The 23,257-nt window shown below is 63.6% G+C and carries 10 protein-coding genes and 2 pseudogenes; 9 read left to right on the top strand and 3 right to left on the bottom strand.

The genetic code is table 11. The annotated features are described in order from the left end of the window. Positions 1–58: 58 nt before the first annotated feature. Positions 59–714 (bottom strand): annotated as a pseudogene (locus D3A59_RS26485) (transposase); the annotation flags it as partial. A 354-nt stretch (positions 715–1,068) separates the two neighbouring features. Here D3A59_RS26485 and D3A59_RS25635 point away from each other — a divergent pair. The 6 genes and pseudogenes from D3A59_RS25635 to D3A59_RS22330 all read left to right on the top strand — a co-directional run. Next, a complete protein-coding gene (locus D3A59_RS25635) occupies positions 1,069–1,275 on the top strand; it encodes a hypothetical protein (protein ID WP_157991648.1) in 207 nt (68 codons plus the stop codon). Then, on the top strand, positions 1,272–4,376 hold the full coding sequence (locus D3A59_RS22310; RefSeq protein WP_119157530.1) for an anti-phage-associated DUF499 domain-containing protein: 3,105 nt from the start codon (positions 1,272–1,274) through the stop codon (positions 4,374–4,376). The genes D3A59_RS25635 and D3A59_RS22310 overlap by 4 nt, the downstream gene beginning before the upstream one ends. Beyond that, entirely contained in the window at positions 4,373–4,954 is a 582-nt protein-coding gene (locus tag D3A59_RS22315; RefSeq protein WP_119157531.1) for an anti-phage-associated DUF3780 domain-containing protein, read from the top strand. Before D3A59_RS22310 ends, D3A59_RS22315 begins: the two co-directional genes overlap by 4 nt. A gap of 48 nt (positions 4,955–5,002) precedes the next feature. Continuing rightward, the gene (locus tag D3A59_RS22320; RefSeq protein WP_119157532.1) at positions 5,003–8,098 is read left to right on the top strand and encodes an anti-phage-associated DUF1156 domain-containing protein; all 3,096 of its coding nucleotides are present in this window, start codon (positions 5,003–5,005) and stop codon (positions 8,096–8,098) included. A 2-nt stretch (positions 8,099–8,100) separates the two neighbouring features. Further along, the gene (locus D3A59_RS22325) at positions 8,101–10,833 is read left to right on the top strand and encodes a phospholipase D-like domain-containing anti-phage protein (protein ID WP_119157542.1); all 2,733 of its coding nucleotides are present in this window, start codon (positions 8,101–8,103) and stop codon (positions 10,831–10,833) included. 321 nt (positions 10,834–11,154) lie between these two features. Then, a pseudogene (locus D3A59_RS22330) lies at positions 11,155–11,409 on the top strand (transposase); the annotation flags it as partial. 239 nt (positions 11,410–11,648) lie between these two features. On the opposite strand, the gene D3A59_RS22335 reads toward D3A59_RS22330, so the two are convergent. Together D3A59_RS22335 and D3A59_RS22340 are read right to left on the bottom strand one after the other, a co-directional pair. Next, the gene (locus D3A59_RS22335; RefSeq protein ID WP_119157533.1) at positions 11,649–12,053 is read right to left on the bottom strand and encodes a transposase; all 405 of its coding nucleotides are present in this window, start codon (positions 12,051–12,053) and stop codon (positions 11,649–11,651) included. A 203-nt stretch (positions 12,054–12,256) separates the two neighbouring features. After that, positions 12,257–13,288: a helix-turn-helix transcriptional regulator gene (locus D3A59_RS22340; RefSeq protein ID WP_119157534.1), complete on the bottom strand. Its 1,032-nt coding sequence runs from the start codon at positions 13,286–13,288 to the stop codon at positions 12,257–12,259. Positions 13,289–13,891: 603 nt separating this feature from the next. On the opposite strand from D3A59_RS22340, the gene recC reads away from it, so the two are divergent. From recC to recD, 3 genes are read left to right on the top strand one after another with little or no spacing between them, the layout of a single operon-like run. Then, entirely contained in the window at positions 13,892–17,458 is a 3,567-nt protein-coding gene (recC, locus tag D3A59_RS22345) for an exodeoxyribonuclease V subunit gamma (RefSeq protein ID WP_240636175.1), read from the top strand. Then, positions 17,455–21,123, top strand: a complete 3,669-nt coding sequence (gene recB / locus D3A59_RS22350; protein ID WP_119157535.1) for an exodeoxyribonuclease V subunit beta — start codon at positions 17,455–17,457, stop codon at positions 21,121–21,123. Before recC ends, recB begins: the two co-directional genes overlap by 4 nt. Then, entirely contained in the window at positions 21,120–23,192 is a 2,073-nt protein-coding gene (gene recD, locus D3A59_RS22355; RefSeq protein ID WP_119157536.1) for an exodeoxyribonuclease V subunit alpha, read from the top strand. Before recB ends, recD begins: the two co-directional genes overlap by 4 nt. Positions 23,193–23,257: the final 65 nt, after the last annotated feature.

Raw genomic sequence — 23,257 nt, forward strand, 5'->3', positions numbered from 1 at the left:
GGACACAAGCATCCTCGACCGGCTACCCATGTTCAATGTGACTTGGCCGGACGGATACGTTGGCCAGCGCGTCCATCACGAAGTCAATGCTCCAGACCTCGTTGATGCGGCTCGCTGCCTGCAGGGGCTGGCGCTCGCCGCTTGTGCGCTTGACCTTGCGCCGCTTGCGCACCGACAGGCCTCGCTCGCTGTAGAGCCGCCAAACCTTCTTGTGATTGACCCGCAGTCCTTCAGCGCGCAGCAGGTCGTGGATGCGCCGGTAGCCGAAGCGCCGGCGCTCGTGCGCCAACTCAATGATGCGCTCGCCCAGCCCCACCGTGCCAGCATCCAGCGTCGGCGGTTGCCGAAAACACGTCCTCGACAGCCCCACGAGGCGGCACGCGCGGCGCTCCGAGATGCTCAACTGCTCGACCATCCTGGCAGCCGCTGCGCGTCGTTCCCGTGGGGCTAGCGCTTTACCCCGAAGCCCACCTTCAAGGCCTCGATGTCGAGATGCGCCTCAGCCAGCAGCTTCTTGAGCCGCGCGTTCTCGGCCTCCAGGTCCCGCAGACGCTGCGCCTCGCTGGCCTCCATGCCGCCGAAGCGGGCTCGCCACTTGTAGAACGTCGCATCACTGAAGCCGCCCTGGCGGCAGATGTCCTTGACCGACATCCCGGCCTCGGCCTGCTTGAGAAATCCGACGATCTGCTCGTCGGTGAACCGGCTCTTCCTCATGTCCGCTCCTTCCTCTGGATACGGACTCTACTAACCATCGGCTGGTACGCCCCACCGGGGGCAGGTCACTCGGGCTGCTGAAGCTGGCGCAGACGCTGGGCAGCGTGAGCCAGGGGTACAAGGTGCCAACTCTGCAGCAACGGCTCGTCTACGGTCATCCGCCCCCAGGGGGCCTGCCTGGACTCAGGAGCGAGACGGCACTTCGGCGCGGATAGGGGCCGGAAATATTTCACCCGACGGAGTGGGCTGTCGTGTCGCTCTGTTGTGCCATCGCAAGAACACGTGCTCTGGCAGCTATCATCCAGCCTCGGTCATGCTACACATTGTCTGAACATTGTTTGACATCTTGAATTCATGGTCCATGTCAAATCTGAACAACTTGGGGTCCAGATAACCCCAGTCGCCAAAGCGCTGCTGCCCGAGGCGGCAGCTCGAAAACGCCGTTCTATCTCAAACATGGTCGAGCACCTTATTTATGAATACGGCGCTAAAAACAACGTCGTCATAGAAGCAGTCGCCTCTTCCGAAGAATCCGAAGAATCAGGAAGTCCTATCAAATGAAAACCGTCAAGCAGGCCTGCCAACTGGCTCCCAACGCTCTGTCCATTGATGTCAGCGACCAAATAGAACAACTTGAGCAACTGATTAGGGACGAAGGCAGCGGCGAAGCGTTCTATAGCAAGACCTTTATCACGGCCGGCATGCGTGACCTGCTGCGCGGCACCATCGAGCGCTTGGCCGGCAAGTCGTCGAACGCGGTCTTCCACCTTAAGCAGGCCATGGGCGGCGGCAAGACCCATTTGATTGTAGGCACCGGCTTGGCAGCCAAGCACAAAGACCTGCGCCACAAATATTGTGCCGACGTGCCTCACATCGACGCCTTTTCGGACGCCCGCGTGGTGGCGTTCAACGGCCGCAACAGCCCGCAGCACTACCTCTGGGGCGAAATCGCCCACCAGTTGGGGCAGGCCGAAGCCTTCAAGAAATTCTGGGTCTCAGGCCCGGACTCGCCCGACGAATCCGACTGGACCGGCCTTCTTAAGTCTGATAAGCCGACCCTTATCCTGCTGGACGAGTTGCCGCCTTACTTCCAGTACCTCGGTACCCGAGCCTCGGGTACCGGCACCGTCGCGGATATCGCAACCCGCGCCTTTGCCAACCTGCTCAGCGCTGCGGGCAAGCTCTCGAATGTCTGCGTCGTCGTCTCAGACCTGGACGCCGCCTCCTACGCCGAGGGCGGCGCCTTGATTGAGCGCGCACTGCTTGATGCCCGCAAGGAGCTGGGACGGCAAGAAAAAGCCATCACACCGGTGGACCTTGCGGGAAACGAGGTCTACGACATCCTGCGTAAACGCCTCTTCGTCAAGGTGGCCGACGTAGCCGAGATTCAAGACCTGGCTGCCCGGTATGGGAAGGCTCTGGAGGAGGCCACTAAGTCCAAAGTGATTGCCCGCGGCGCGGAGGCCTTGGCCGACGAAATCGTCCAGACCTATCCGTTCCATCCCCGGCTCAAGGATTTGGTCGCGCTCTTCAAGGAGAACGAGCAGTTCAAGCAGACCCGAGGACTGATGGAGCTGATGTCTCGGTTGCTGAAGTCGGTTTGGATGCGTGATGCGGACGACGTCTACCTGATTGGGGCTCAACACTTCGACCTTAGCATTACGGAGGTCCGAAGCAAGTTGGCCGACATCTCGGTGATGAGCGACGTCATCTCCAAAGACCTCTGGGATGCGAACTTCGCGGCCCACGCTCAAGGCATCGACGCAGCCACCGGCAACAGGAACGCCACCGAGGTGGCCAACTTGCTCTTTACGGCCAGCCTCTCGAGGGCAGTCAACGCGGTCAAAGGCCTAACCCGCGAGGAAGTGCTGGAGTGCGTGGTGACCCCGCTGCAGTCGGTGGTCGAGTACAACGCTGCAATCGACGCCATGCTCTCGGAGTGCTGGTTCCTACATCAGAGTCAGGACGCCAAGCTGTACTTCGACCGGCAGGAGAACCTGACCAAGATGCTGCAGGGCATAGCGGCCAGCGCTCCCGAGGCGCAGATTGATGAGCTTATCAAGGCTCGGCTCCAGGAGATGTTCGCGCCGACGCGAAAGACGGCTTACAGCCACGTCATTGCGCTGCCCAAGCTCAACGAGGTCATCATCGAGGTCAAGCGCAACCGCGTCCTGCTCATCATCGACCCGGCTACCAAGATGCCGCCCGAGCAGCTGGATGCGTTCTTTGCGGAGCTGCCGGAGAAGAACAACCTGCTCGTGCTGACTGGTGACAAGACGCAGATGGCCAGCATCGAGCAGGCCGCTCGCAAGAGCTACGCGACCCTGAAGGCCGAAGTCAAGATTCCCAAGACGCACGCTCAGTACGAAGATTTCTTGACCAAAAAAGAAACGGCTGCACACGACTTCTACAGCACCATCCTGGGAATCTTCGACAAGGTTATTTATCCAGCCCAAGTGGGCTCCAAGCCGCCGGAGTTGAAGGTTAAGCCGCTGGACACAAAGCGTGATGGCAGCAAGCCCTTCAACGGCGAAGAGCAAATTGAGAAAACCCTGACGTCTCACCCCAAAAAGCTTTTCGTGGACGTCGAGGCAGACTTCGACGTTCTGCGCGACTTTGCGGAGACCAACCTATGGAACGAAGGCTCCGCTTCGATTGACTGGGCAACCGCCATTGCCCGGGAGAAGCAGCGCCCGAAGATGCCCTGGATGCCGCCCAAGGGACTGGATACACTAAAATCCATCGCCGTCCAGCGTGGTATCTGGGAAGACCTGAGCAACGGTCATGTCTCCCACTCTCCGGCGAAAAAGAAGACATCGGTCCAAGTCGTGGCTGACACGTCACCGAACGATGAAGGGGAGGTCGTGCTGCGCGTCAATGCGCTTAACGCTGGGCCGAGCGGCCGCATCCACTACGCCGAGGACGGCGCGGTCAGCACAACGAGTCCTGTTCTCAAGGACGAAACCCTGCGCACCAAGGCCTACCGCGTCCAGTTCTTGGCGGTGGACCCTAATGACCAGTTCGAAACGGGCGACGCGACGACCTGGACTAACAAGCTGACCATCCGCGCGCTGATGGATACGGCACTCCGCCACGTCGAGTTGCTGGTGGCCCCAACTGCGAGCCTGAAGTACACGCTGGACGGCTCTGAGCCGCGCAACGGCATCGACTACACCGGGCCGATTCAACTAGGCGACAGCGCCGTCAAGGTGCTGGTGTTCGCCGAAGGTGGCGGTCTAGAAGCCAAGGAGAAATTTGAGTACGCCGCTGTGCACCAGGGCACCGGTGGTGCGGGTCCCAGCGGTAAGCGCGAGGTCGTCATCGACCGAAGCAAGCCTGCTAGACTGAGCCGCGTAGTGAATCTGGGTTCACGCCAAGACGCGTACCAACTGGTCTCGTTGCTTAAGGAACGCAGCGCTACCGTGGAAAAGGTGAATGCGGTGGTGGGGACCAGTCCAGCCGTCGTGCAGTTCTTCCTGGGCGACACACCGGCCGACGGCGCCTACTTGGAGAGCGTGCTTAACCAGATTGGCTCGTGCCTTCCAGCGGACGCCTCCATCAGCCTGAAGATTCACCGCTTCCAATTCCAGACCGGTCAAGACCTGCTGGACGCCGCCGCGACGGTCGGCATTGAGCTTAACGAATCGGACATTACGCAATGAGCAAGCCCGACAACGTAAAGCCGGCCGCCTTGGTCGAAGGCTTTGGAGTAGCCGCCTTCGGCGCTCACATCTTCCGCGTAGAAATTCCGGCAGCTGCAAAGGGCAACGTCACCATTATCGAGGACTATGGCCTTAAAGGCGGCGAGAACGGGATTCCGCCGCGGGAGCCGCGTGTGGTTCTGCCTCGGCGGTTCTGGTCGGCTATTGCCGAAACGGCCCGTAAGGATTTTGTCACCAGGCTGAAGGCCAAGAAGCTGGCTGCTCCTCGCTGGACTGTGGGCGACAACAAGGTCGACCGTATGCTGGGCAAGGAGCTATGCGTGCTGGCGTGGGCTGCTGAACAAGCCAACAGCGTAGATGAATGTAAAGGGATTGCCGCCAAGTGGGCTGCGCTCAAGCCCGAGGAGCGCTGGTGGCTGTTCCGCCAGACCGTCGCCGACGCGGGCCTGCCCGACGACAAGGATGCCGGGTGGCGCAAGGCCCTTTACTTCGCGCTGTCCAGTGCCAAGACCGGCGATAAGAAGTCCCGGTCGATTCGACCACCTGAAGACGGCCAGACGACCCTGCAAATGTTCTAAGCTCGACGCTTTCTCCGAGATTATAAAATAGACACCGGAAACAAGAAAATGAATTTTCCCGTAACACCAAACCTCGCCAAGGTCGACTACACGACGACGCCGCATCCGTCGGGCGTAAAGGCCCTGAGCCTCAAGGATACACCCGCCCTGATCGAGTCGCTGCTGCCAGTCCAGAAACTGTCTGTTGATGTCTATAATGAACGTACGGCGGGCTCCGGTCAGACCTTGACTGCTTTGGGAAGCTATTGGAAGGGACGAAAGCCATTGGTTCTTAACCGCGCCTGTGTGCTGGCTTCACTTTTGCCCGCAACGGCAGATCCCATCAAAGACCTAGAGGTGTTTGAGCTTTTAATGGGCATGGACGATGTGTCCGTGAGCAAGCGCTTAGGCTTGGTCAAGCCGGAAATGATTGTTCGCGTCGCCAATATCCCAGACATTGGCGCCTATTTCGTGGTGGAACCACCTGGGCATAGTTTGCCACAAAGCGCTCCGTTTGATGTTAATGACTACCCATGCCAAAAGAATGGCAAGGAGGTGACTCCGAAGCTGAAATGGCGTAGCGATATTTCCGACACCAAGAAACATGAGGTTGCGACACTTTCCTTTGGGTTTGATACATATCGCGAGCTGGTGGACGATGCAAAGCGAGCGGAAGAGGTTGCGGAAGAGGTGTCCTCTCACATTTGGGGTAAAGTCAACAAGCATTTAGGTACTAACGCGTTCTCCTTTCAGGAACTGGTCGAACAATTGGGGGTAATGCGCTTTGGACATCGCCCCACGGTGGCGGATACCTTCTCGGGTTCGGGGCAGATTCCCTTCGCTGCCGCTCAACTGGGGTGCGATGTGTATGCCTCAGACTTGAATCCGGTTGCGTGCATGCTGACTTGGGGTGCATTCAACATCGTGGGAGCGAGTGTTGAGTATCGCAAGGAAATCGAAGCTGAAAAGGGCCGGCTGATAGCCAAGGTTAAGGCCGAAATTGACACCCTAGGTTTTGAGAGTGACGGGAAGGGTTGGCGAGGCAAGGTCTACTTGTACTGCTTGGAGGTCACTTGCCCGTCATCAGGCTGGAAAGTGCCGGTCCTTCCTACCTTGATAATATCCAAGCAGCGTACAGGCAAGAACAACAATACGGCTGTAGTTCTTCAGCCCGACGTCCAAAAAAAGCGATATGACGTGATAATTAAGAGCGGCTTGTCAATTTCCGAAATTGAACGCTACGACAAGGGAACTTATCAAAACGGCGATATTGTCCATGTTGTCGACGGGCGCGAGCACCGCAACAGCATTAAGTCAATTCGAGGTGACTACGCAGACGTTGTCGAAGGCCGGCGGGTCAATAAGAATAAATTGCGTCAGTGGGAAAGGTCTGATGTTGTATTCCAAGAGGGTGACATCTATAACGAACGGCTCTATGCTATTCAATGGATTAAAGAACTGCCTGAAGGGGATTCAACCCGAGCGCCGTCGGAGTTCCGCTCGGTGACTCCAGAGGACATAGAGCGCGAAAAACGGGTCACCGAGTACGTGCAGGACCACTTGGCCGAATGGCAAGACAAAGGATGGGTGCCAGCCACGCGAATTGAGCCGGGCGATAAGACGGATGAGCCTATCCGGACGCGCGGCTGGACGCATTGGCATCATCTTTTCAATCCGAGGCAGTTGCTAACTGCAGCGTTGCTCAGGGGGGCTGCCAGTTCACCGATGGCACTTTTAGTTGCGCAGTCACTGAACTGGAATGCTAAGCCATCAAGGTGGAATCCTGGAAGCGGTGGCGGCGGTAGCGTTCAGGATGTTTTCTATAACCAGGCCTTGAATACTCTCTACACCTATGGATGTCGTGGGTTCATTTCTACGGAAGGTGTTTTGCAAAGGAGTTTGCCTCCGTCTAAGGCCATCCCAGATTGTCGCGTCGTTATAAAGAATGAGCCGGCATCGGATTGCAAGCAGGCGGTTGATATCTTCATCACTGACCCGCCTTACGGGGATGCAGTTAAGTACGAGGAAATCCTAGAGTTCTTCATCGCTTGGCTGCGTAAGAACCCGCCCGCCGAGTTCGCCAACTGGACCTGGGACTCGCGCCGAGAGCTGGCAGTCAAGGGGGAAGACCACGATTTCCGCCTCGGGATGGTCGCTGCCTACAAGCGCATGGCCGAGTGCATGCCTGACAACGGCATCCAGGTCCTGATGTTCACCCACCAAGATGGTGACATCTGGGCGGACATGGCCAACATCGTGTGGGCCAGCGGGCTGCGGGTGACGGCAGCTTGGTATCTGGTAACCGAGACGGACTCGGCGCTGCGCGAGGGTTCCTACGTCAAGGGCACCATCCTGCTGGTGCTGCGCAAGCGCCTGGGCGCCAAGCGGACCAACCAGACGGACCTCGCCTACGAACTTGAAGACGAGGTCGCGGACCAAATCAAGCGGCTCACAGGCATGAATGACACGGTCGCCGCCGACAGCAAGCGCGCCAAGGACGGCAATCTGTTCGAGGATGCCGACCTTCAGATGGCCGGGTATGCCGCCGCGCTCAAGGTGCTGACCCAATACAGCGTCATCGACGGCAAGGACATGACTCAGGAGGCACTGCGGCCGAGAGTTCCAGGTCAGAAGACACTGGTAGAGAGCCTCATCGAGTTCGCTACCGACACGGCCAACAAGATGCTCGTGCCTCTGGGACTGGACGAGTCCGTGTGGCACGACCTGGCTCCGGCAGAGCGCTTCTACTTGAAGATGCTTGAGCAGGAGTCTCACGGCTTGAACAAGCTCGACAACTACCAGAACTTCGCCAAGGCTTTCTCCGTGCGCAGCTTTGGCGCCTTGATGGCCAGCGAGAACGCGAACAAGGCGGCGCTGAAGTCGGCCAAGGACTTTGGTCGCTCCGATATGAGCCCGTCATCGGAGCTGTACCAGACGCCGACTCGGGCCGTGCTGTACGCGCTGATGGACCTGCAGGCGCAGAAGGACTTGGATGTGGTTCTCAAGGGCTTGGAGCAAAACCTCAAGGTCGGCGCCTTCTACTCGTCGCGGAATCTGCTTGTGGCCATTGCGCGCTACATCGCAAAGAAAGTCGACCTGCTGCGCCCCGCTGAGGCCTCAGCCGCCCGTGTGCTGGCCGACGGCATCGAAAACCAGCGGATGTGAACGTGGGTGGTATCCAGCGCTTCAGCTCTCGCCGCCAGCGCTTGGACAGGGAATTCCTGGCCAAGCGCCTGGAAGGTGCCGTGTCCTACCGGCGCATCGCCGGGTACTTTCGAAGCTCCATCTTCGAACTGGTCGGCGAGGAAATCGGTGACATTCCGGACGTGCGCATCGTCTGCAACAGCGAACTCGACGTTGCGGACATCCGGGTATCCCAGGCGGCGCGGGATGCGTCTCTCAAAGAGACGTGGAACGCGGTGTCACCGGCAACCGAAGCCCTTCTGTACCGCGACAAGTACCTCAAGCTCTACGAGCTGCTTCGCCAGGGCAACGTACAGGTGCGCGTGGTCCCTAAGGACAAGGTGTTCTTGCACGGAAAAGCAGGTGTCATCGAGTACGCCGATGGGCGAAAGACCAGCTTCATGGGCTCCATCAACGAGTCTAAGAGCGGCTTTGCCGACAACTACGAAATCCTGTGGGAGGACCCCGCTGCGGAGGCCGTGGCCTGGGTCGACGAAGAGTTCGAGGCTCTCTGGGCCGACAGTTACCCGCTACCTGACGCCATCATCGAAGAGGTCGAGCGGGTGGCTAAGCGCCATGAGGTTCGGTTCGAAGAGCTGAAGCCGGCAGAGGTGCCGGCTGCCGCGATGGTCGAGAGCCCGCTGTACCGAGCGGGCGAGATGCTGCAGCCTTGGCAGCGAGCCTTCGTCTCCATCTTCCTTCAACATCGGGAGACCTACGGCCAAGCCCGCCTACTGTTGGCCGACGAGGTGGGCGTCGGAAAGACGCTTTCGATGGCTGGCTCTGCGCTCGTTGCTGCGCTGCTGGGTGACGGCAAGGTGCTTATCCTGTGCCCGTCGACACTGATGTTTCAGTGGCAGACCGAGCTGAAGGACCGACTGGGCATCCCCAGCGCCGTGTGGCTGTCTAGTCGGAAGTGCTGGCAGGACGAGAACGGGCACATCATCAAGAACAACCAGGGTGCCGCCGGTATCCGGCGCTGCCCGAGCGCGATTGCTATCGTCTCGCAGGGTCTCATCTTCCACAAGGCTGACGAGTGCGACGAGCTATTGAGCCTCCACTTTGGCACCGTGGTCCTGGATGAAGGGCACAAGGCGCGCGTGAGCCGGGGTATCAGCAAGAAGGACTACAAGCCGAACAACCTGCTGACCTTCATGACTAGGCTGGCCAAGCGCACGCGGCATCTGGTCATCGGCACAGCTACGCCCATCCAGACTGAGGTGGTGGAGCTGTGGGACTTGCTCAACCTGCTCAACGAAGGCGCCGGCTTTGTCATGGGCCGCGAATTCACGAGCAAGTGGCGCAACTGCGAAGAAGCTCTGCCCATTGTCAAGGGCGAAGTTACCTTCTCCGACCCGGCAGACGTCTGGGAACTGCTAAAGACTCCACTGCCGCCCAGCACTGAAAAGGACGAACGGCTGAAGAGCCTGCGCATGACCTTGGACCTGGATGACCGGCATCACTTCAGTGACCGCACTTACCAGGACTTGGACTTCGCTTCCCAGATGACGCTGGAGGAAATCGCCAGCGACAAGGACTTCTTCAAGAACAACAACCCTGTCTTGCGGCACACCGTGCTGCGCCGGCGCGACGTTCTTGAGGACATGGGACTGCTGGAGCGAGTCGAGGTCGACGTCCACCCCGACCCCAAGGCGCCGCTGGGCGCCTACCCAGGGCTCATCCTTGAAGGTAACGGCCTGATGACGAATCTCCCGTTCAACTTGGCTTACCAGGCTGCGGAAGAGTTCACGTCGCTGCTGGGTCAGCGCACCAAGTCAGCCGGATTCCTGAAGAATCTCTTGCTGCAGCGCATCTGCTCCAGTTTCGCTGCCGGCCGCTCGACAGCCCAGATGATGCTGGACAAGCGCCCTATTGAGGACGAAGAGGACATCGAGGACCTAGAGAACGCTCTGGACTCGCTGACCGATAAGGAAGCGGAATGCCTGCGCCAAATCGTGGCCGAACTCGGTCGGCCCGAGGCACGAGACCCGAAGCTCGCGGCGGTCAACTATTTCCTCGATGAGCACCGAACGGGCGCAGCGCCGGACAACAGGACATGGGCTGAGCATGGCTGCATCATCTTCAGCCAGTACTACGACACGGCCAAGTGGGTGGCTTCGGAGATTGCCCGGACGCATCCGTTGCATGTGGTGGCCGTGTACGCGGGCGCGGGCAAGAGCGGGCTTTTCAAGGGCGAGGAGTTCTCCACCATCGAGCGTGAATACATCAAGGGGGCAGTCAGGCGACACGAAATCAAGCTGGTGGTGGCGACCGATGCGGCCTGCGAGGGGTTGAACCTGCAAACCTTGGGGACGCTCATCAACGTCGACCTGCCGTGGAACCCCAGCAAGCTAGAGCAGCGGCTTGGCCGCATCAAGCGCTTCGGCCAGGTGCGCCGCACGGTAGACATGCTCAACCTGGTCTACGCCCAGACGCGAGACGAGAAGGTCTACAGCGTGCTGTCACGTCGGCTTAAGGACAAGTTTGATATTTTCGGCTCGTTACCTGATACGCTCGATGACAAATGGATTGACGACCAGGAGCGGATGAGCTTGGAACTTGACAAGTACATCGAGCGTCGGCAAGCCGCAAAGAACTCCTTCGAGATTCGGTACCAAACGCGCGACAGCGTGGACCCTGGCAAGGAGCGCTGGGAACTCTGCTCCAAGGTGCTAGCCAAGACCGAGCTGCTGGAACGGCTCAACGAGGGCTGGTGACTTTTAGAGGGTGTAGACAGAATCAACCGGCGCGCCGATTGCTGCGTCCTGGGCGTCCTTGTCATCGGAGGTCGCCGTGGGTACAGCCAAGAAGGATCGGCGCACTGGTGAGGTGAAGAACCTGGGCGGCAGGCCCCGCTCGTTGAAGGAGGAGCACCTCCTGGCACTGCGCGAGATTGCTGCCGATCATCCCGGCGCCACGTTGGAGGCAGTAACCCAGTTGCTGCACGAGCGCTGCGGCGTGAACGTCTGTAGCATGACGGTGCGCGCCGGGCGTTGTACGAGGCGGGCATCGTGCGCGTCAAACCTACCCGGCGCGAGGTGCTCTCCGGTCAGGCCAAGGGCTCGCCCCAGCGTTACGGCTATACCGCGGCCCACCGACGCGAGAACAATGGACGCGACTACAGTTGCTGCCTCACGGACGCCGAGTGGGAACTGGTTGGGGACCTGTTCGAGCGCCCCGCCGGTGGACGGGGAATGCCCGCTCGGCTCGATCGCCGGGTGCTGGTCGACGCCTGCTGCTACGTGCTGCGAACCGGCTGTGCCTGGCGGCTGCTGCCCAAGTCATTCCCGCCCTGGACCACCGTGTACAAGTCCTTCAGCTGCTGGGCCGCGCAAGGGGCCTTCGAAACGATGCAGGACCGGCTGCGCGAGCAGTGGCGTCAACTGTCCTGGTCGAGACTTGATCTGACAGACAAGCCGCCGAATCAGGCGGCCCCTTGTGCTGCTGCGGCTGTCGGTTGCATCCGATCCAGCTGCTTATCGTACGCAAGCTGCGCGCTCTCCAGGCGCCAGCCACACGGCATCGACCCGGATCACCTCAGCATCTCACGCAGCCAGACGGCGCACTCTGCAGCGGCTGACGCCGGCCAGCAGACCTTGATCGCCGTTGTGCCCCGGGTCAGCTCGATCCGAATCTCAGCAGTGGCCGAGGCTGGCTCCAGAGCGAGTGCAACGAAGCCCGGCGTCGAGGCGGCCACGGCAGCCGGCTGTTCGCTCGCCGGGCCAGAGCCGACCTGGCGCTCTACCTCGGAATCTGGGAGCGCCTCGGCATCGATGACCCACTTGCGAACCATGTTCGGATTGAACCCGTTGGCCAGCGAGACCGCGGCGATCGAGACCCCCGGCTGCCGGCACGCCTCGATGATCCCGGCCTTGAACTCCGGCGAATGACGCCGCAGGGTACGCCGCCCGGGGAGCTCGATGAGAGAAGTGTTCATTTGTCCGCGGAGCAGTTACGCGGACACGAGCATCCTTTGCGATCACGCCAGGTTCAAGATGGAATAGCCGGACGGATACCGAAGGTGCGCTCCACCACCCAGCGGTGCCGCCGCCGACCTGTTCGAGCGTCCCGCGAATGGACGGGGAATGCCCGCTCGGCTCGGTCGCCAGGTGCTGGTCGACGCTTGCTGCTAAGGGGAGCTTACGCTTCCTGAGGAGCGGCGCTAATCCTTCGCTTTTCAGGACTTTCATAGCGGGCCGCGGCTGCCCGCAATGAGCGCGCCATTTCCTCACGAAGTTCTGAGGGCGCCAGAACCTCCACCTTCCAGCCCAGGCCCAGCAGCCACCGCTTCAACTGCACGGTGAGCAGCACCGTGGCCGTCGCACGATGGGTTCCGGCCCCCTCGCGGACGACCTCCTGGTCCTCCGAGAGTGGCGCTTCCTGCACCCATTCGCCAGCCCCCTCGTAAAAACGCGCCACCAAGCGAATCCGTTCGTTGCCGCCGAAGCCCAGCGCCCCCGAATCGATCCATTCGGACAGATCGAAATCCTGCATCTCGGCCGGCGTTTCCAGCAGTTCCGCGCGCAGCACGCGGTGCAGTTTGATCGTGCGGACATCCTGGTGCCCCTGGAAGCGCACCGGCAGGTAGAAGCCCGAGCCCGACTGCACCAGCCCGAGCGGCGAAACGATGTAGCGCTTGGCGTCCGGCTTCTCGAAGCCTCGATAGAGGATGCTCAACTGCTGCCCGAGCAAGACGGCTTCCGTCGTGGCGGCATGCACGGCTTTCGGCACCCGGTGTGCCACGAGGGAAGGGCCGGGCGGAATGATTCGCACCCGCTCGGGCCAGCGGCGCAGCGGGAGGTTCTGGAAATGCTGTGCCAGCTTGCGGCGCGCTTCCTCCACGTAAGGCTGCAGGGTCTCCAGGACGCTCGATGGCAACACGCCTTCCAGATAGGTCGCGAGCATCTGGAAGCTCACGGCCTCCGGCCAATCCATGTCGGGCAGCGAGAGGCGCTGTGCGTTCTTGCCCCACCGCCAGCCGAAGGGGCGGCTGCGCTGGTCGCACTCGATGGGGTAGACCGTGGCCAGGTTCTCCAGGTCGCGCTGCACGGTGCGCGCGGTGACCTCGTGCCCTTTCGCCGCAAGTCGCTGATGGAGCTGGGGCGTGGAGATCCAGCCATTGCGCGGCAGCGCCACCAGCGTGTCCAGCAGCCGTTGGAAGTTACGGTCCATTCAGTTCCTCCCCGGCACTGCTTGCAAGCGGGTGGTCGCGAGGCCGTCCGCAGGGACGTCTCTGCGCTCGTCCCCCGTTTCCCGCTGGGCAAGCGGCGAGTCAGCCACGCCCGAGCGTGGCTGCGCCCGAAGAGCCCGAGCTGTGTGAAGGGTTCGCACGCCCGGGACGGGGATGAACGTTCCCGACGGAACCGGCCTTCCAGCAGATGAATTTTCGAGAGAGGGGGGTGCGGACATCGACGCTCCAACAGTGCGGCGGACAGTGTACGCAGCGCTGCGACCCCTGCCGTCGCGGCCGGGCCGGAGAGAGCCCTGTCTCCAGGCATCGTCCTTCCTACTTTTCCTCCGCCAGCACCAACGGCGTGGGCCCTTGCCCCAGAACCCGCGAGCACTCGGCCTCGGCGGGGCGGACGCTCTGGAGTCCCGGAGTGGCCCTCGATGGCCCGTCCGCCGTCTACAGATGCCCCCCTGAATAGGGGGGGGTAGTCGCCCCGTCCTCCTGCGGCGGCAGCCTACTGCGACGTTTCTTGTCGTATCAGCATGTTTAAATTTTTTTCTGAATTTGCCGATTTAGCTGCAGACCCCTGACAGAAGGAAGCCGTGTTGTCCTCTCCGACCCTGCCCCATGGCCTGATGTTCGTCCACAGCAACCATCCTGAGCAGCTGCGCCAGCTGCTCGTGACGTGGATGAGGCGCTATCCCCTCGCTCCACTCGAGAAGGAAACGATCCTCGTACAGAGCATGGGCATGGCCCATTGGCTGCAGCTGGCCCTGGCCGAGGATGCGGGTGACGAAGGCGGCGGGTGCGGGATTGCTGCCTCGCTGGAGATGGTCTTGCCGTCGACCTTCCAGTGGCAGGTCTACCGGGCTGTGCTCGGGCATGACCAGGTGCCCGAGCATTCGCCCTTCGACAAGGAGTTGCTGGTGTGGCGGCTGATGCGCCTGCTGCCCCGGCAGCTCAAGGATGAGCCTTATGAGCCGCTGCGGCGCTTCCTGGCGAACGACGCGGATCAGCGCAAGCTCTTTCAGCTGGCGGAGCGCATCGCCGACCTGTTCGACCAGTACCAGGTGTATCGCGCCGCCTGGCTCCATGCATGGGCCCGTGGGCAGGACGTACTGACCGACGCCCACAGGGGGGAGTCCCGTCCTCTGCCGCAGGAGCAGCAATGGCAGGCTGCGCTGTGGCGCGCGTTGATCGACGATGTGAAGGCCGCAGCAGGGGACGACGTGAGCTTGGTCCGGGGACGGGCCGCCGTGCACCAGGAGTTTATGGCGCGCAAGGCAGGGGCGGGCAGCGAGCGTCCAGAGGGACTGCCGCGGCGCCTGATCGTGTTCGGCATCTCGGCGCTCCCCCAGCAATCGCTCGAGGTGCTGCACGAGCTGTCGCGCTGGTGCCAGGTGCTGGTCTGCGTCCACAACCCCTGCCAGCACCATTGGGCCGACATCATCGCCGGGAAGGACCTGCTGGGCCGGGGCCACGGGCGTCAAGGCCGCCGGAAGGGCATGCCAGCGGATCTTGCCGATGAGTCGCTGCACCTCCATGCCCATCCCTTGCTGGCTGCATGGGGCAAGCAGGGGCGGGACTTCATCAGCCTGCTCGATACCTACGACAGCGAGCCGGCCCGCAAGGCCTACGAGCCGCACTTCGAGGCCATTCGGCAGCGCATCGACCTGTTCGCCCCGCACGGTGAAACCTGCCTGCTGAACCAGTTGCAGGACGACATCCGGGATCTGCGCCCGCTGCGGGAAACGCGCGAGACATGGCCCGCGGTACAGCCCGACGACGCCTCGATCCGCTTCCATGTCGCCCACAGCCCGCAGCGGGAGGTCGAGGTTCTGCACGACCAGCTGCTCGCCGCCTTCAGCGCCGACGCCACGCTGGCACCCAAGGACGTGATCGTCATGGTGCCGGACATCGAGGCCTATGTGCCGCACATCCAGGCGGTGTTCGGGCTCGTCGGCAACGACGACAAGCGCTTCATCCCCTTCCGCATCGCCGACCTGGGGCAGCGCCACCAGGATCCGCTCGTCAACGCCATCGTCAAGCTCCTCGGCCTGCCGCAATCGCGCATCGCCATGAGCGACGTCCTCGACCTCCTCGAGGTGCCTGCCCTGCGCCGCCGCTTCGGCATCGGCGAAGACGACCTCCCGCGGCTGCGTCGCTGGATCCACGGTGCCAATGTCCGCTGGGGCCTGCATGCCGCGCATCGCCAAAGCCTGGGCCTGCCCGGTGCACTCGACGGCAACACCTGGCTGTTCGGCATGCGCCGCATGCTGCTGGGCTACGCGGTCGGAGACACCGGCGGCGCCTGGCAGGGCATCGAGCCCTACGACGAGATCGGCGGGCTCGACGCCGCGCTGCTCGGCCCGCTGGCGAAACTGCTCGAGCGGCTCGAGGCGTCGTGGCGCGTGCTCTGCGAGGAGGCCGATCCCGCCGGCTGGCGCGAAAGGCTGGGCCGGCTGGTGGACGACTTCTTCGATCCGGAGGACAGCGAAGACGCCTACACGCTCGAGCGGCTCGAGGCGACCCTTGCATCCTGGGAGGATGGGTGCAAGGCGGCCGGGCTCGACGCCAAGCTGCCGCTCTCGGTGGTCGCGGAGCACTGGCTGGCCGGAATCGAGGACGTACGGGGATTGCAGGGGTTCCTCGTCGGAGCGGTGACCTTCGCCACGCTGCTGCCCATGCGTGCGATCCCGTTCCGCCACGTCTACCTGCTCGGCATGAACGACGGCGACTATCCGCGCACGCGGGCACCGCTGGACTTCGACCTGATGGGCCACGACTACCGGCCCGGCGACCGCTCGCGCCGCGAGGACGACCGCTACCTCTTTCTCGAGGCGCTGCTGTCGGCACGCGAGCGTCTCTCCATCTCGTGGGTCGGGCGCAGCATCCACGACAACGCCGTGCGTCCGCCCTCGGTGCTGGTCGGCCAGCTGCGCGACCATCTCGCCGCGGGCTGGCGGCTCGCCGGCCGCGAGTCTGACAAGACGGCGCTGCTGGATGCTCTCACCGTCGAGCACCGCCTGCAGCCCTTCAACCCCGATTACTTCCCTGCCCAGCCCACGGCCGCGCGCCTCTATACCTATGCACGGGAGTGGCATGGCGATGCCCGTCCGGCGTCCGAGGCTGAAGGTGGAACTTTGGGCGTGCTGGCCCGCGCGGAGCCGCTGCGCCTCGCCGACCTCGCCGGCTTCCTGCGCGCCCCGGCCAAGACCTTCTTTCAACAGCGCCTGAAGGTGCACTTCGATCTCGACGACCCGGTGGCCGAGGACCATGAGCCGTTCGCGCTGGACGGACTGCAGATGTGGTCGCTGTGGGACGAACTCGTCGCCGCCCAGGCTGAGGCTCTGAGCGCAGGCGCCTCTCCGGAGGAAGCGCTGAAGGCGGGGCTCGGGCGCATCCGAGGACGGGGCGAACTGCCTGCCGGCGCCTTCAGCGAGGTGACGAGCGAAGCCCTGGCCAAGCCGATGGAGGACATGTTCAAGCGCTACTCCGAGGCGCTGGCTCGTTGGCCGGATGTCTTGTCAGAGGCCGAGGACGTGCGCTACCACAGCGCGGCAACCGGACTGAGCCTCGAGGGCCGGCTGCCCGAGCTGCGTAAAGGTGCCGAAGGGCAGTACGCGAGGGTCATCCTGGAAACGAGTGATTTGATCAAGGATCGCAAATACCAGCGCCACAGCCTGATCAAGCACTGGATCACTCATCTCGCTGGCCACCTGACCGGCCGCTCGCTGACAACCGTCGTCGTCAGCAAGGCCGGTAACGTGGAGTTCGGCCCGCGCGATTGCGACGACGTGCGTCACCTCATCGAAGACATCATCGATGCATGGCAGGAGGGCATGACGCGCCCGCTGCCGCTGGCGGTCAAGACCGCCTTCGCCTGGCTGCAAGACACGCAGGTCAAGGAACCGGGCAAGGAGTCGAAGAAGGGCGCGCAAAAGAAGGACAGCACGCCGAAGAACACGGCGCCAAAGGTCTATGAGGGGGACGGCTACGAGCAGCCGGGTGAAGTCGAGTCCTGTCCCTATCTCCGGCGCGTCTGGCCCGACTACGCGGCGCTCAGCACGGGCGGCGAGTTCCAGCGCCTCGCGCAAAGGCTGCTGCTTCCACTCTACAAGGCCACTTCCGCCAAGGATGAGGCTGACGCGCCGGCAGGAGACCAGGCATGACCCTCCCCACTTCCCTCGATCCCTTGACCTTCCCCCTGCACGGCAGCCGCCTGATCGAGGCGAGCGCCGGGACCGGCAAGACCTTCACCATCGCGGCGCTCTACCTGCGCCTCGTGCTCGGGCACGGAGGCGACGAGGCGGCCTTCAAGCGTGCGCTGACGCCGCCCGAGATCCTTGTCGTGACCTTCACCGACGCAGCCACCAAGGAGTTGCGCGACCGTATCCGCGCCCGACTGGCCGAAGCCGCTGTCTACTTCCAGGCCGATCCGTCCCAGGTGGTGCCGCGTGAGGCCGGCGAGGACCTGCTCCACGACCTGCGCGCGGGCTATGCGCCGGGCGACTGGCCCGGCTGCGCCCGCAAGCTGCAGCTCGCTGCGGAATGGATGGACGAGGCCGCGGTGTCGACGATCCACGCCTGGTGCCACCGCATGCTGCGCGAGCATGCCTTCGACAGCGACAGCCTCTTCACGCAGCGGCTCGAGACCGACCCGCAGGACCTGCTCGCCGAGGTGGTGCGCGACTACTGGCGCAGCTTCATGTACCCGCTCGACGCGGAAGCGGCGCGTCAGGTCCATAAATGGTGGCCGACGCCGGAGAAGCTGCAGGAGGCGATACGCAAGCTGCTTCCGCATGCAGGCCTACTTGCCGGAAGTCCCGAGCCGGCAGCTGCGTTCATGGCGGCGAACGCCCAGAAGCAGCAGGCTCTTGCGGCACTGAAAGCTCCTTGGACTGAATGGTTGAAAAATTTGGAGATGACAGTTGAGGATTGGTGCAAAAAGGGAAAGGTTGATAAAGGACATCTCAAAAGTAATTTTCGCAGCAGCGCGTTTAAGGCCTTGTCTGAATGGCGTGACGACCCGGCCGCGGTGCAACCCGCCTTAAGCGATAAAGCATGGGAGCGGTTCACGCCCGAGGGCATTGCCGAGGTTTGGACATCTGGCGATCCGGTAGGGGAACACCTCGCACTGGCGGCTATCCGCGACTTGAAGGCCGCGTTGAAAGTACTGCCCAACGCCCGCGAGGACGTGCTGCGCCACGCCGCCTGCTGGGTGGCCGAACGCTTTACCCAGGAGCAGGAGCGCCGCGCCCAGATGGGTTTCGACGACCTGCTGGCGCGCTTGGACACGGCCCTGGCAGGCCCCAACGGCGCGCGGCTTGCCGCTGTGATCCGGGCGCAGTTTCCGGTAGCGCTAATCGATGAGTTCCAGGACACCGACGCGGTCCAGTACCGTATCTTCGATACCGTCTACCGCGTGCGCGATAACGATCCGGCGACCGCGCTCATCCTGATCGGGGACCCCAAGCAGGCGATCTACGCCTTCCGCGGCGCGGACATCCACACCTACATCGCGGCGCGAGCCGACACGGTGGGACGGCTCTACACGCTGCGCCGCAACTTCCGCTCGACGCATGCGATGGTGGCGGCAAGCAATCGCTGCTTCAGAATGGCAGAGAGACAAGTGGGCGGGCCGGGTGCCTTCTTGTTCCGAGAGCCGGGAGGCAACAATCCCGTGCCTTTCAGGCCTGCGAGTGCCCAAGGGCGCAAGGACGAGTTGCGGGCCGAAGGAGCACTGGTGCCGGCACTGACGGTATGGCGCCTGCCCTCGCCAAATGGCAAACCCCTTGCCAAAAAAGACCACCTCGAGACGATGAGCAGCATCTGTGCCAGCGAGATGGTGCGCCTGCTCACGCTCGGGCAGCAGGGCAAGGCAGGCTTTGTGGGAGAAGGCGCTCTCCTGCGTCCACTGCGCCCGGCCGACATGGCGGTGCTGGTAAGAAACCGCGAGGAGGCCGACGCGATCCGTAGGGCGCTCGCGAGCCGCGGCGTGCGCAGCATCTACCTCTCCGAGCGGGAGTCGGTGTATCAGCGTCCCGAAGCATTCGACCTGCAACTCTGGCTCAACGCCTGCGCCGATCCCGACAGTCCGCGCTCCGTGCGCGCTGCGCTGGCGACCCGCACGCTCGGCCTCGACTGGGGCGCGATCGAGCGGCTCAACCATGACGAGGCGGCATGGGACGAGCGCGTCATGCAGTTCCGCGGATACCGCGACTGCTGGCGCCGCCGGGGCGTGCTGCCGATGCTGCGGCAGATGCTCCATGACTTCCACGTGCCCTCCCGCCTGCTCGCCGAAGGGGGCAGCGGGGAGCGCAGCCTGACCGACCTGCTGCATCTGGCCGAGCTGCTGCAGCAGGCCAGCAGCCTGCTGGAGGGGGAGCATGCGCTGATCCGCCATCTTGCCGAACAGCGGCGGGAGGACGCCGAAGCCGGCAGCGATGAGCGCCAGCTCCGGCTGGAAAGCGATGCCGACCTCGTGCAGGTGGTCACCGTGCACAAGTCCAAGGGGCTGGAGTACCCGCTGGTCTTCCTGCCCTTCGCGTGCGCCTTCCGGGCCACCAAGGCCAGCGACCTGCCGCTCAAGTGGCACGACGACAAGGGGAAGCTTCAGCTGGGCCTCGCCGACAAGGGGAACTGTCTTGAGCGGGCGGACCGGGAGCGGCTGGCCGAAGACTTGCGCAAGTTCTATGTGGCACTGACGCGGGCCCGCTATGCCACCTGGATCGGCACGGCCCCCGTCAACGGGGTAGAGCGCAGCGCCCTCGGTCATCTCGTCAGCGGCGATCTGCGATCGGGCATCGACCGGCTTGCGCGCCGCCGCGGGTACATCGCCGTGATCGACGATCCCCGCTCGTGTGACGACCGTTACGACGTCAAAGGCGCTGCCGCCGTCCGGGGCCCGGCCCTGGTGCCGGGACGAGCGCTGCGCGACGACTGGTGGATCGCGAGCTACTCGGCCTTGCGGAAGATGGACAAGAGGGTCGCGGCCACCGCGCACGAGGATGTGTTCAAGGAGACGGCGATCGTCGACGAGGATGCCGCCGGGCAGGGGGGCCGCGCGGTTCCGTCGCCGTATTCGTCCGGCCCCCTGCACGGCTTTCCGAGGGGCGCCGCAGCTGGCTCCTTCTTCCATGAATTGCTGGAGTGGGCTGCCGAGCAGGGGTTCGGACGCATCGCAGGCTCTCCCGGGCAGCTGAGGGATGCGGTAGCGCGCCGCTGCGCGAAGCGGGGATGGCAGCGCTGGATCGAGCCGGTGTGCGAATGGATGCAGGGCTTCCTGCAGCAGTCCTTCGTGCCGCCAGGAGCGGGGGCGCCGTTCACGCTGGCCGGGCTTTCCAGCCCGGTTGCGGAAATGGAGTTCCTGATCGCGGTCCACGACGCCGATCTCGCCAAGCTCGACACGCTGGTGAGCCGCCACACCCTTGGCGGCGCGCCCCGTCCGCAATTGCTGCCGGGTCAGCTCAACGGGATGCTCAAGGGTTTCATCGACCTGGTGTTCGAGCACGAAGGGCGCTACTACGTGATCGACTACAAGTCCAACCGGCTCGGAGCCGACGACGCGGCCTACACCCCCGAGGCGATGAAGCAGGAGGTGCTCTCGCGGCGCTACGAGCTGCAGTACGTGCTCTACCTGCTGGCGCTGCATCGGCTGCTCAAGCTGCGGCTGCCGGACTACGACTACGAGCGCCACATCGGCGGTGCGATCTACCTGTTCCTGCGCGGCAGCCATGCGCCGGGCATGGGAGTGCATGCCGAGCGGCCGCCGCGCGAGCTGATCGAGTCGCTCGACCGCCTGATCGCCCGCCGCACCGCCAAGGAGCCCGCATGAATCCGCACCGTACCGCCACGCTTCCCGAGGACAACCCTGCCATGCTGGCGCTGATCGAGCGCTGGGCTGAGCGTGGCTGGCTGCGGGAGCTCGACGCCGCCTTCGCGCGCTTTCTCGATCGGGAGGTGCAGGGCGCGCCCCGCATGCTGCTGCTGGCCGCAGCGCTGGCGAGCCATCAATTGGGCCGCGGTCATGTCTGCCTGGACCTCGAGCAGACGTTGATCGACCCGGGCCTGGCCCTGTCGCTGCCGCCGGAGCGCGATGAGGAGGCGAGTGACGAGGAGCCGTTGCCCCTGCCTGCCGATCTGCTGCTCGGTTTCACGGCCGAGGACTGGCGCACGGCGCTGCTGCATCCCGAGCTGGTCGGCAGCGGCGCGGGGCAGACGCCCCTCGTGTGCACCGGCCATCGCCTCTACCTGCGCCGGTACTGGCATTACGAGCAGGACGTGCGGGGCGGCATCGAGGCCCGTCTCGCCGCTGCGCCGGTCCTGGCCGAGGGAAAGCTGCGGGACACGCTCCAGGTGGTCTTCCCGCACGATTCCGGCATCCCGGGTCCCGACTGGCAGAAGCTGGCCTGCGCGCTTGCGGCGCGCAGCGCCTTCGCGATCATCACGGGCGGCCCCGGCACCGGCAAGACCACCACCGTTGTGCGTCTGCTCGCGGTGCTGCAGGCCATGGCGCTGGACGACACGCCGTCCCGTCCGCTCTGCATCCGTCTCGCGGCCCCGACCGGCAAGGCCGCGGCGCGCCTCAATGAATCCATCGCGGAAAAGGTCGAAGAGCTGAAGCTCGACGGTCTGCCGGCAGGGGATGCCGTGCGTGCCGCGATTCCGCGCGAGGTCACGACCCTGCACCGCTTGCTCGGCAGCCGGCCCGATACGCGGCACTTCCGGCATCACGCTGGCAACCCGTTGCCGGTGGATGTGCTGGTGGTGGACGAGGCGTCGATGGTGGACCTGGAGATGATGGCGGCGCTGCTCGATGCGCTGCCGCCCTCGGCGCGCCTCGTGCTGATCGGCGACAAGGACCAGCTCGCCTCAGTGGAGGCCGGGGCTGTGCTCGGCGAGCTCTGTCGCCATGCCGAGAAGGGGCGGTACATCCCGGCAACGGCCGATTGGCTCTGCAGGATCGCTGGTGCCCCGATCGAGGAGGCGCTCGTCGACCCGCAAGGCAGCCCGCTCGACCAGGCGGTCGCCATGCTGCGCCACAGCCACCGCTTCGCGGCCGACCGCGGTATCGGCCAGCTTGCTGCGGCGGTGAAGCAGGGCAGCGCAGACGCCGTGAGCACGGTCTTCAGTGCTGCTCACTCCGAGTTGGCTCGCGTCCCGTTGCAAGACAGCGATGACGCCGCCCTGCGCCGGCTCGTGATCGACGGTGAGGACGGCAGGGATCGCGCAGCGGTGTCCGGCTCCGAGCCGCAGGGCTATCGGCATTACCTGCAGCTGCTGAAGGACAGGCGACCTCGCCCCAGCGAAGATCAGGTCGCCTGCGACAACTGGGCGCGGGAGGTGCTTGCCGCTCACGGCCGCTTCCAAGTGCTGTGCGCACTGCGCCGCGGCAGCTGGGGTGTCGAAGGGCTCAACCGGCGCATCGCCGGCTGGCTGCGCGACGAGGGGCTGATCCCCTCAGCGGAGGGCTGGTATGCCGGGCGGCCGGTGCTCGTTACCTCCAACGACTACGGCCTCGGGCTGATGAACGGCGACATCGGAATCACGCTCGAACTGCCGGCTCAAGGACGGGGCAGTGTACTGCGCGTGGCCTTCCCGACAGGCGACGGCAGCAAGGGAATCAAGTGGATCCAGCCGAGCCGCCTGCAGGCCGTCGAAACCGTCTTCGCGCTCACGGTCCACAAGTCCCAGGGATCCGAATTCGAGCACGCCGCGCTGGTGCTGCCGGATCGCATCAATCCCGTCTTGACCGGGGAGCTCGTCTACACCGGGATCACCCGCGCCAAGCGCTGGTTCAGCCTGGTGGAGGCGGGAGGGAGCGATGTCCTGGATCAGTCGGTGAGGCGGCGCGTACTGCGCTCCAGCGGGCTGAGAACGGCACTGGAGAGCGAAGGAGTCTGAGCAGCGGAAAGCGCATGCCACACCGGCGAGCGTATCCTTCTCGCGCCGGGAGGGGCGGCAGGCCG

The sequence above is a fragment of the Caldimonas tepidiphila genome (assembly GCF_003569765.1).
Lineage (GTDB): Bacteria > Pseudomonadota > Gammaproteobacteria > Burkholderiales > Burkholderiaceae_C > Caldimonas > Caldimonas tepidiphila.

Coding starts and splice junctions, on each gene's coding strand:
- recB (WP_119157535.1), top strand. CDS start 17,455: ATGACCCTCCCCACTTCCCTCGATCCCTTGACCTTCCCCCTGCACGGC.
- D3A59_RS22320 (WP_119157532.1), top strand. CDS start 5,003: ATGAATTTTCCCGTAACACCAAACCTCGCCAAGGTCGACTACACGACG.
- D3A59_RS22340 (WP_119157534.1), bottom strand. CDS start 13,288: ATGGACCGTAACTTCCAACGGCTGCTGGACACGCTGGTGGCGCTGCCG.
- D3A59_RS22310 (WP_119157530.1), top strand. CDS start 1,272: ATGAAAACCGTCAAGCAGGCCTGCCAACTGGCTCCCAACGCTCTGTCC.
- D3A59_RS25635 (WP_157991648.1), top strand. CDS start 1,069: ATGGTCCATGTCAAATCTGAACAACTTGGGGTCCAGATAACCCCAGTC.
- recD (WP_119157536.1), top strand. CDS start 21,120: ATGAATCCGCACCGTACCGCCACGCTTCCCGAGGACAACCCTGCCATG.
- D3A59_RS22335 (WP_119157533.1), bottom strand. CDS start 12,053: ATGAACACTTCTCTCATCGAGCTCCCCGGGCGGCGTACCCTGCGGCGT.
- D3A59_RS22315 (WP_119157531.1), top strand. CDS start 4,373: ATGAGCAAGCCCGACAACGTAAAGCCGGCCGCCTTGGTCGAAGGCTTT.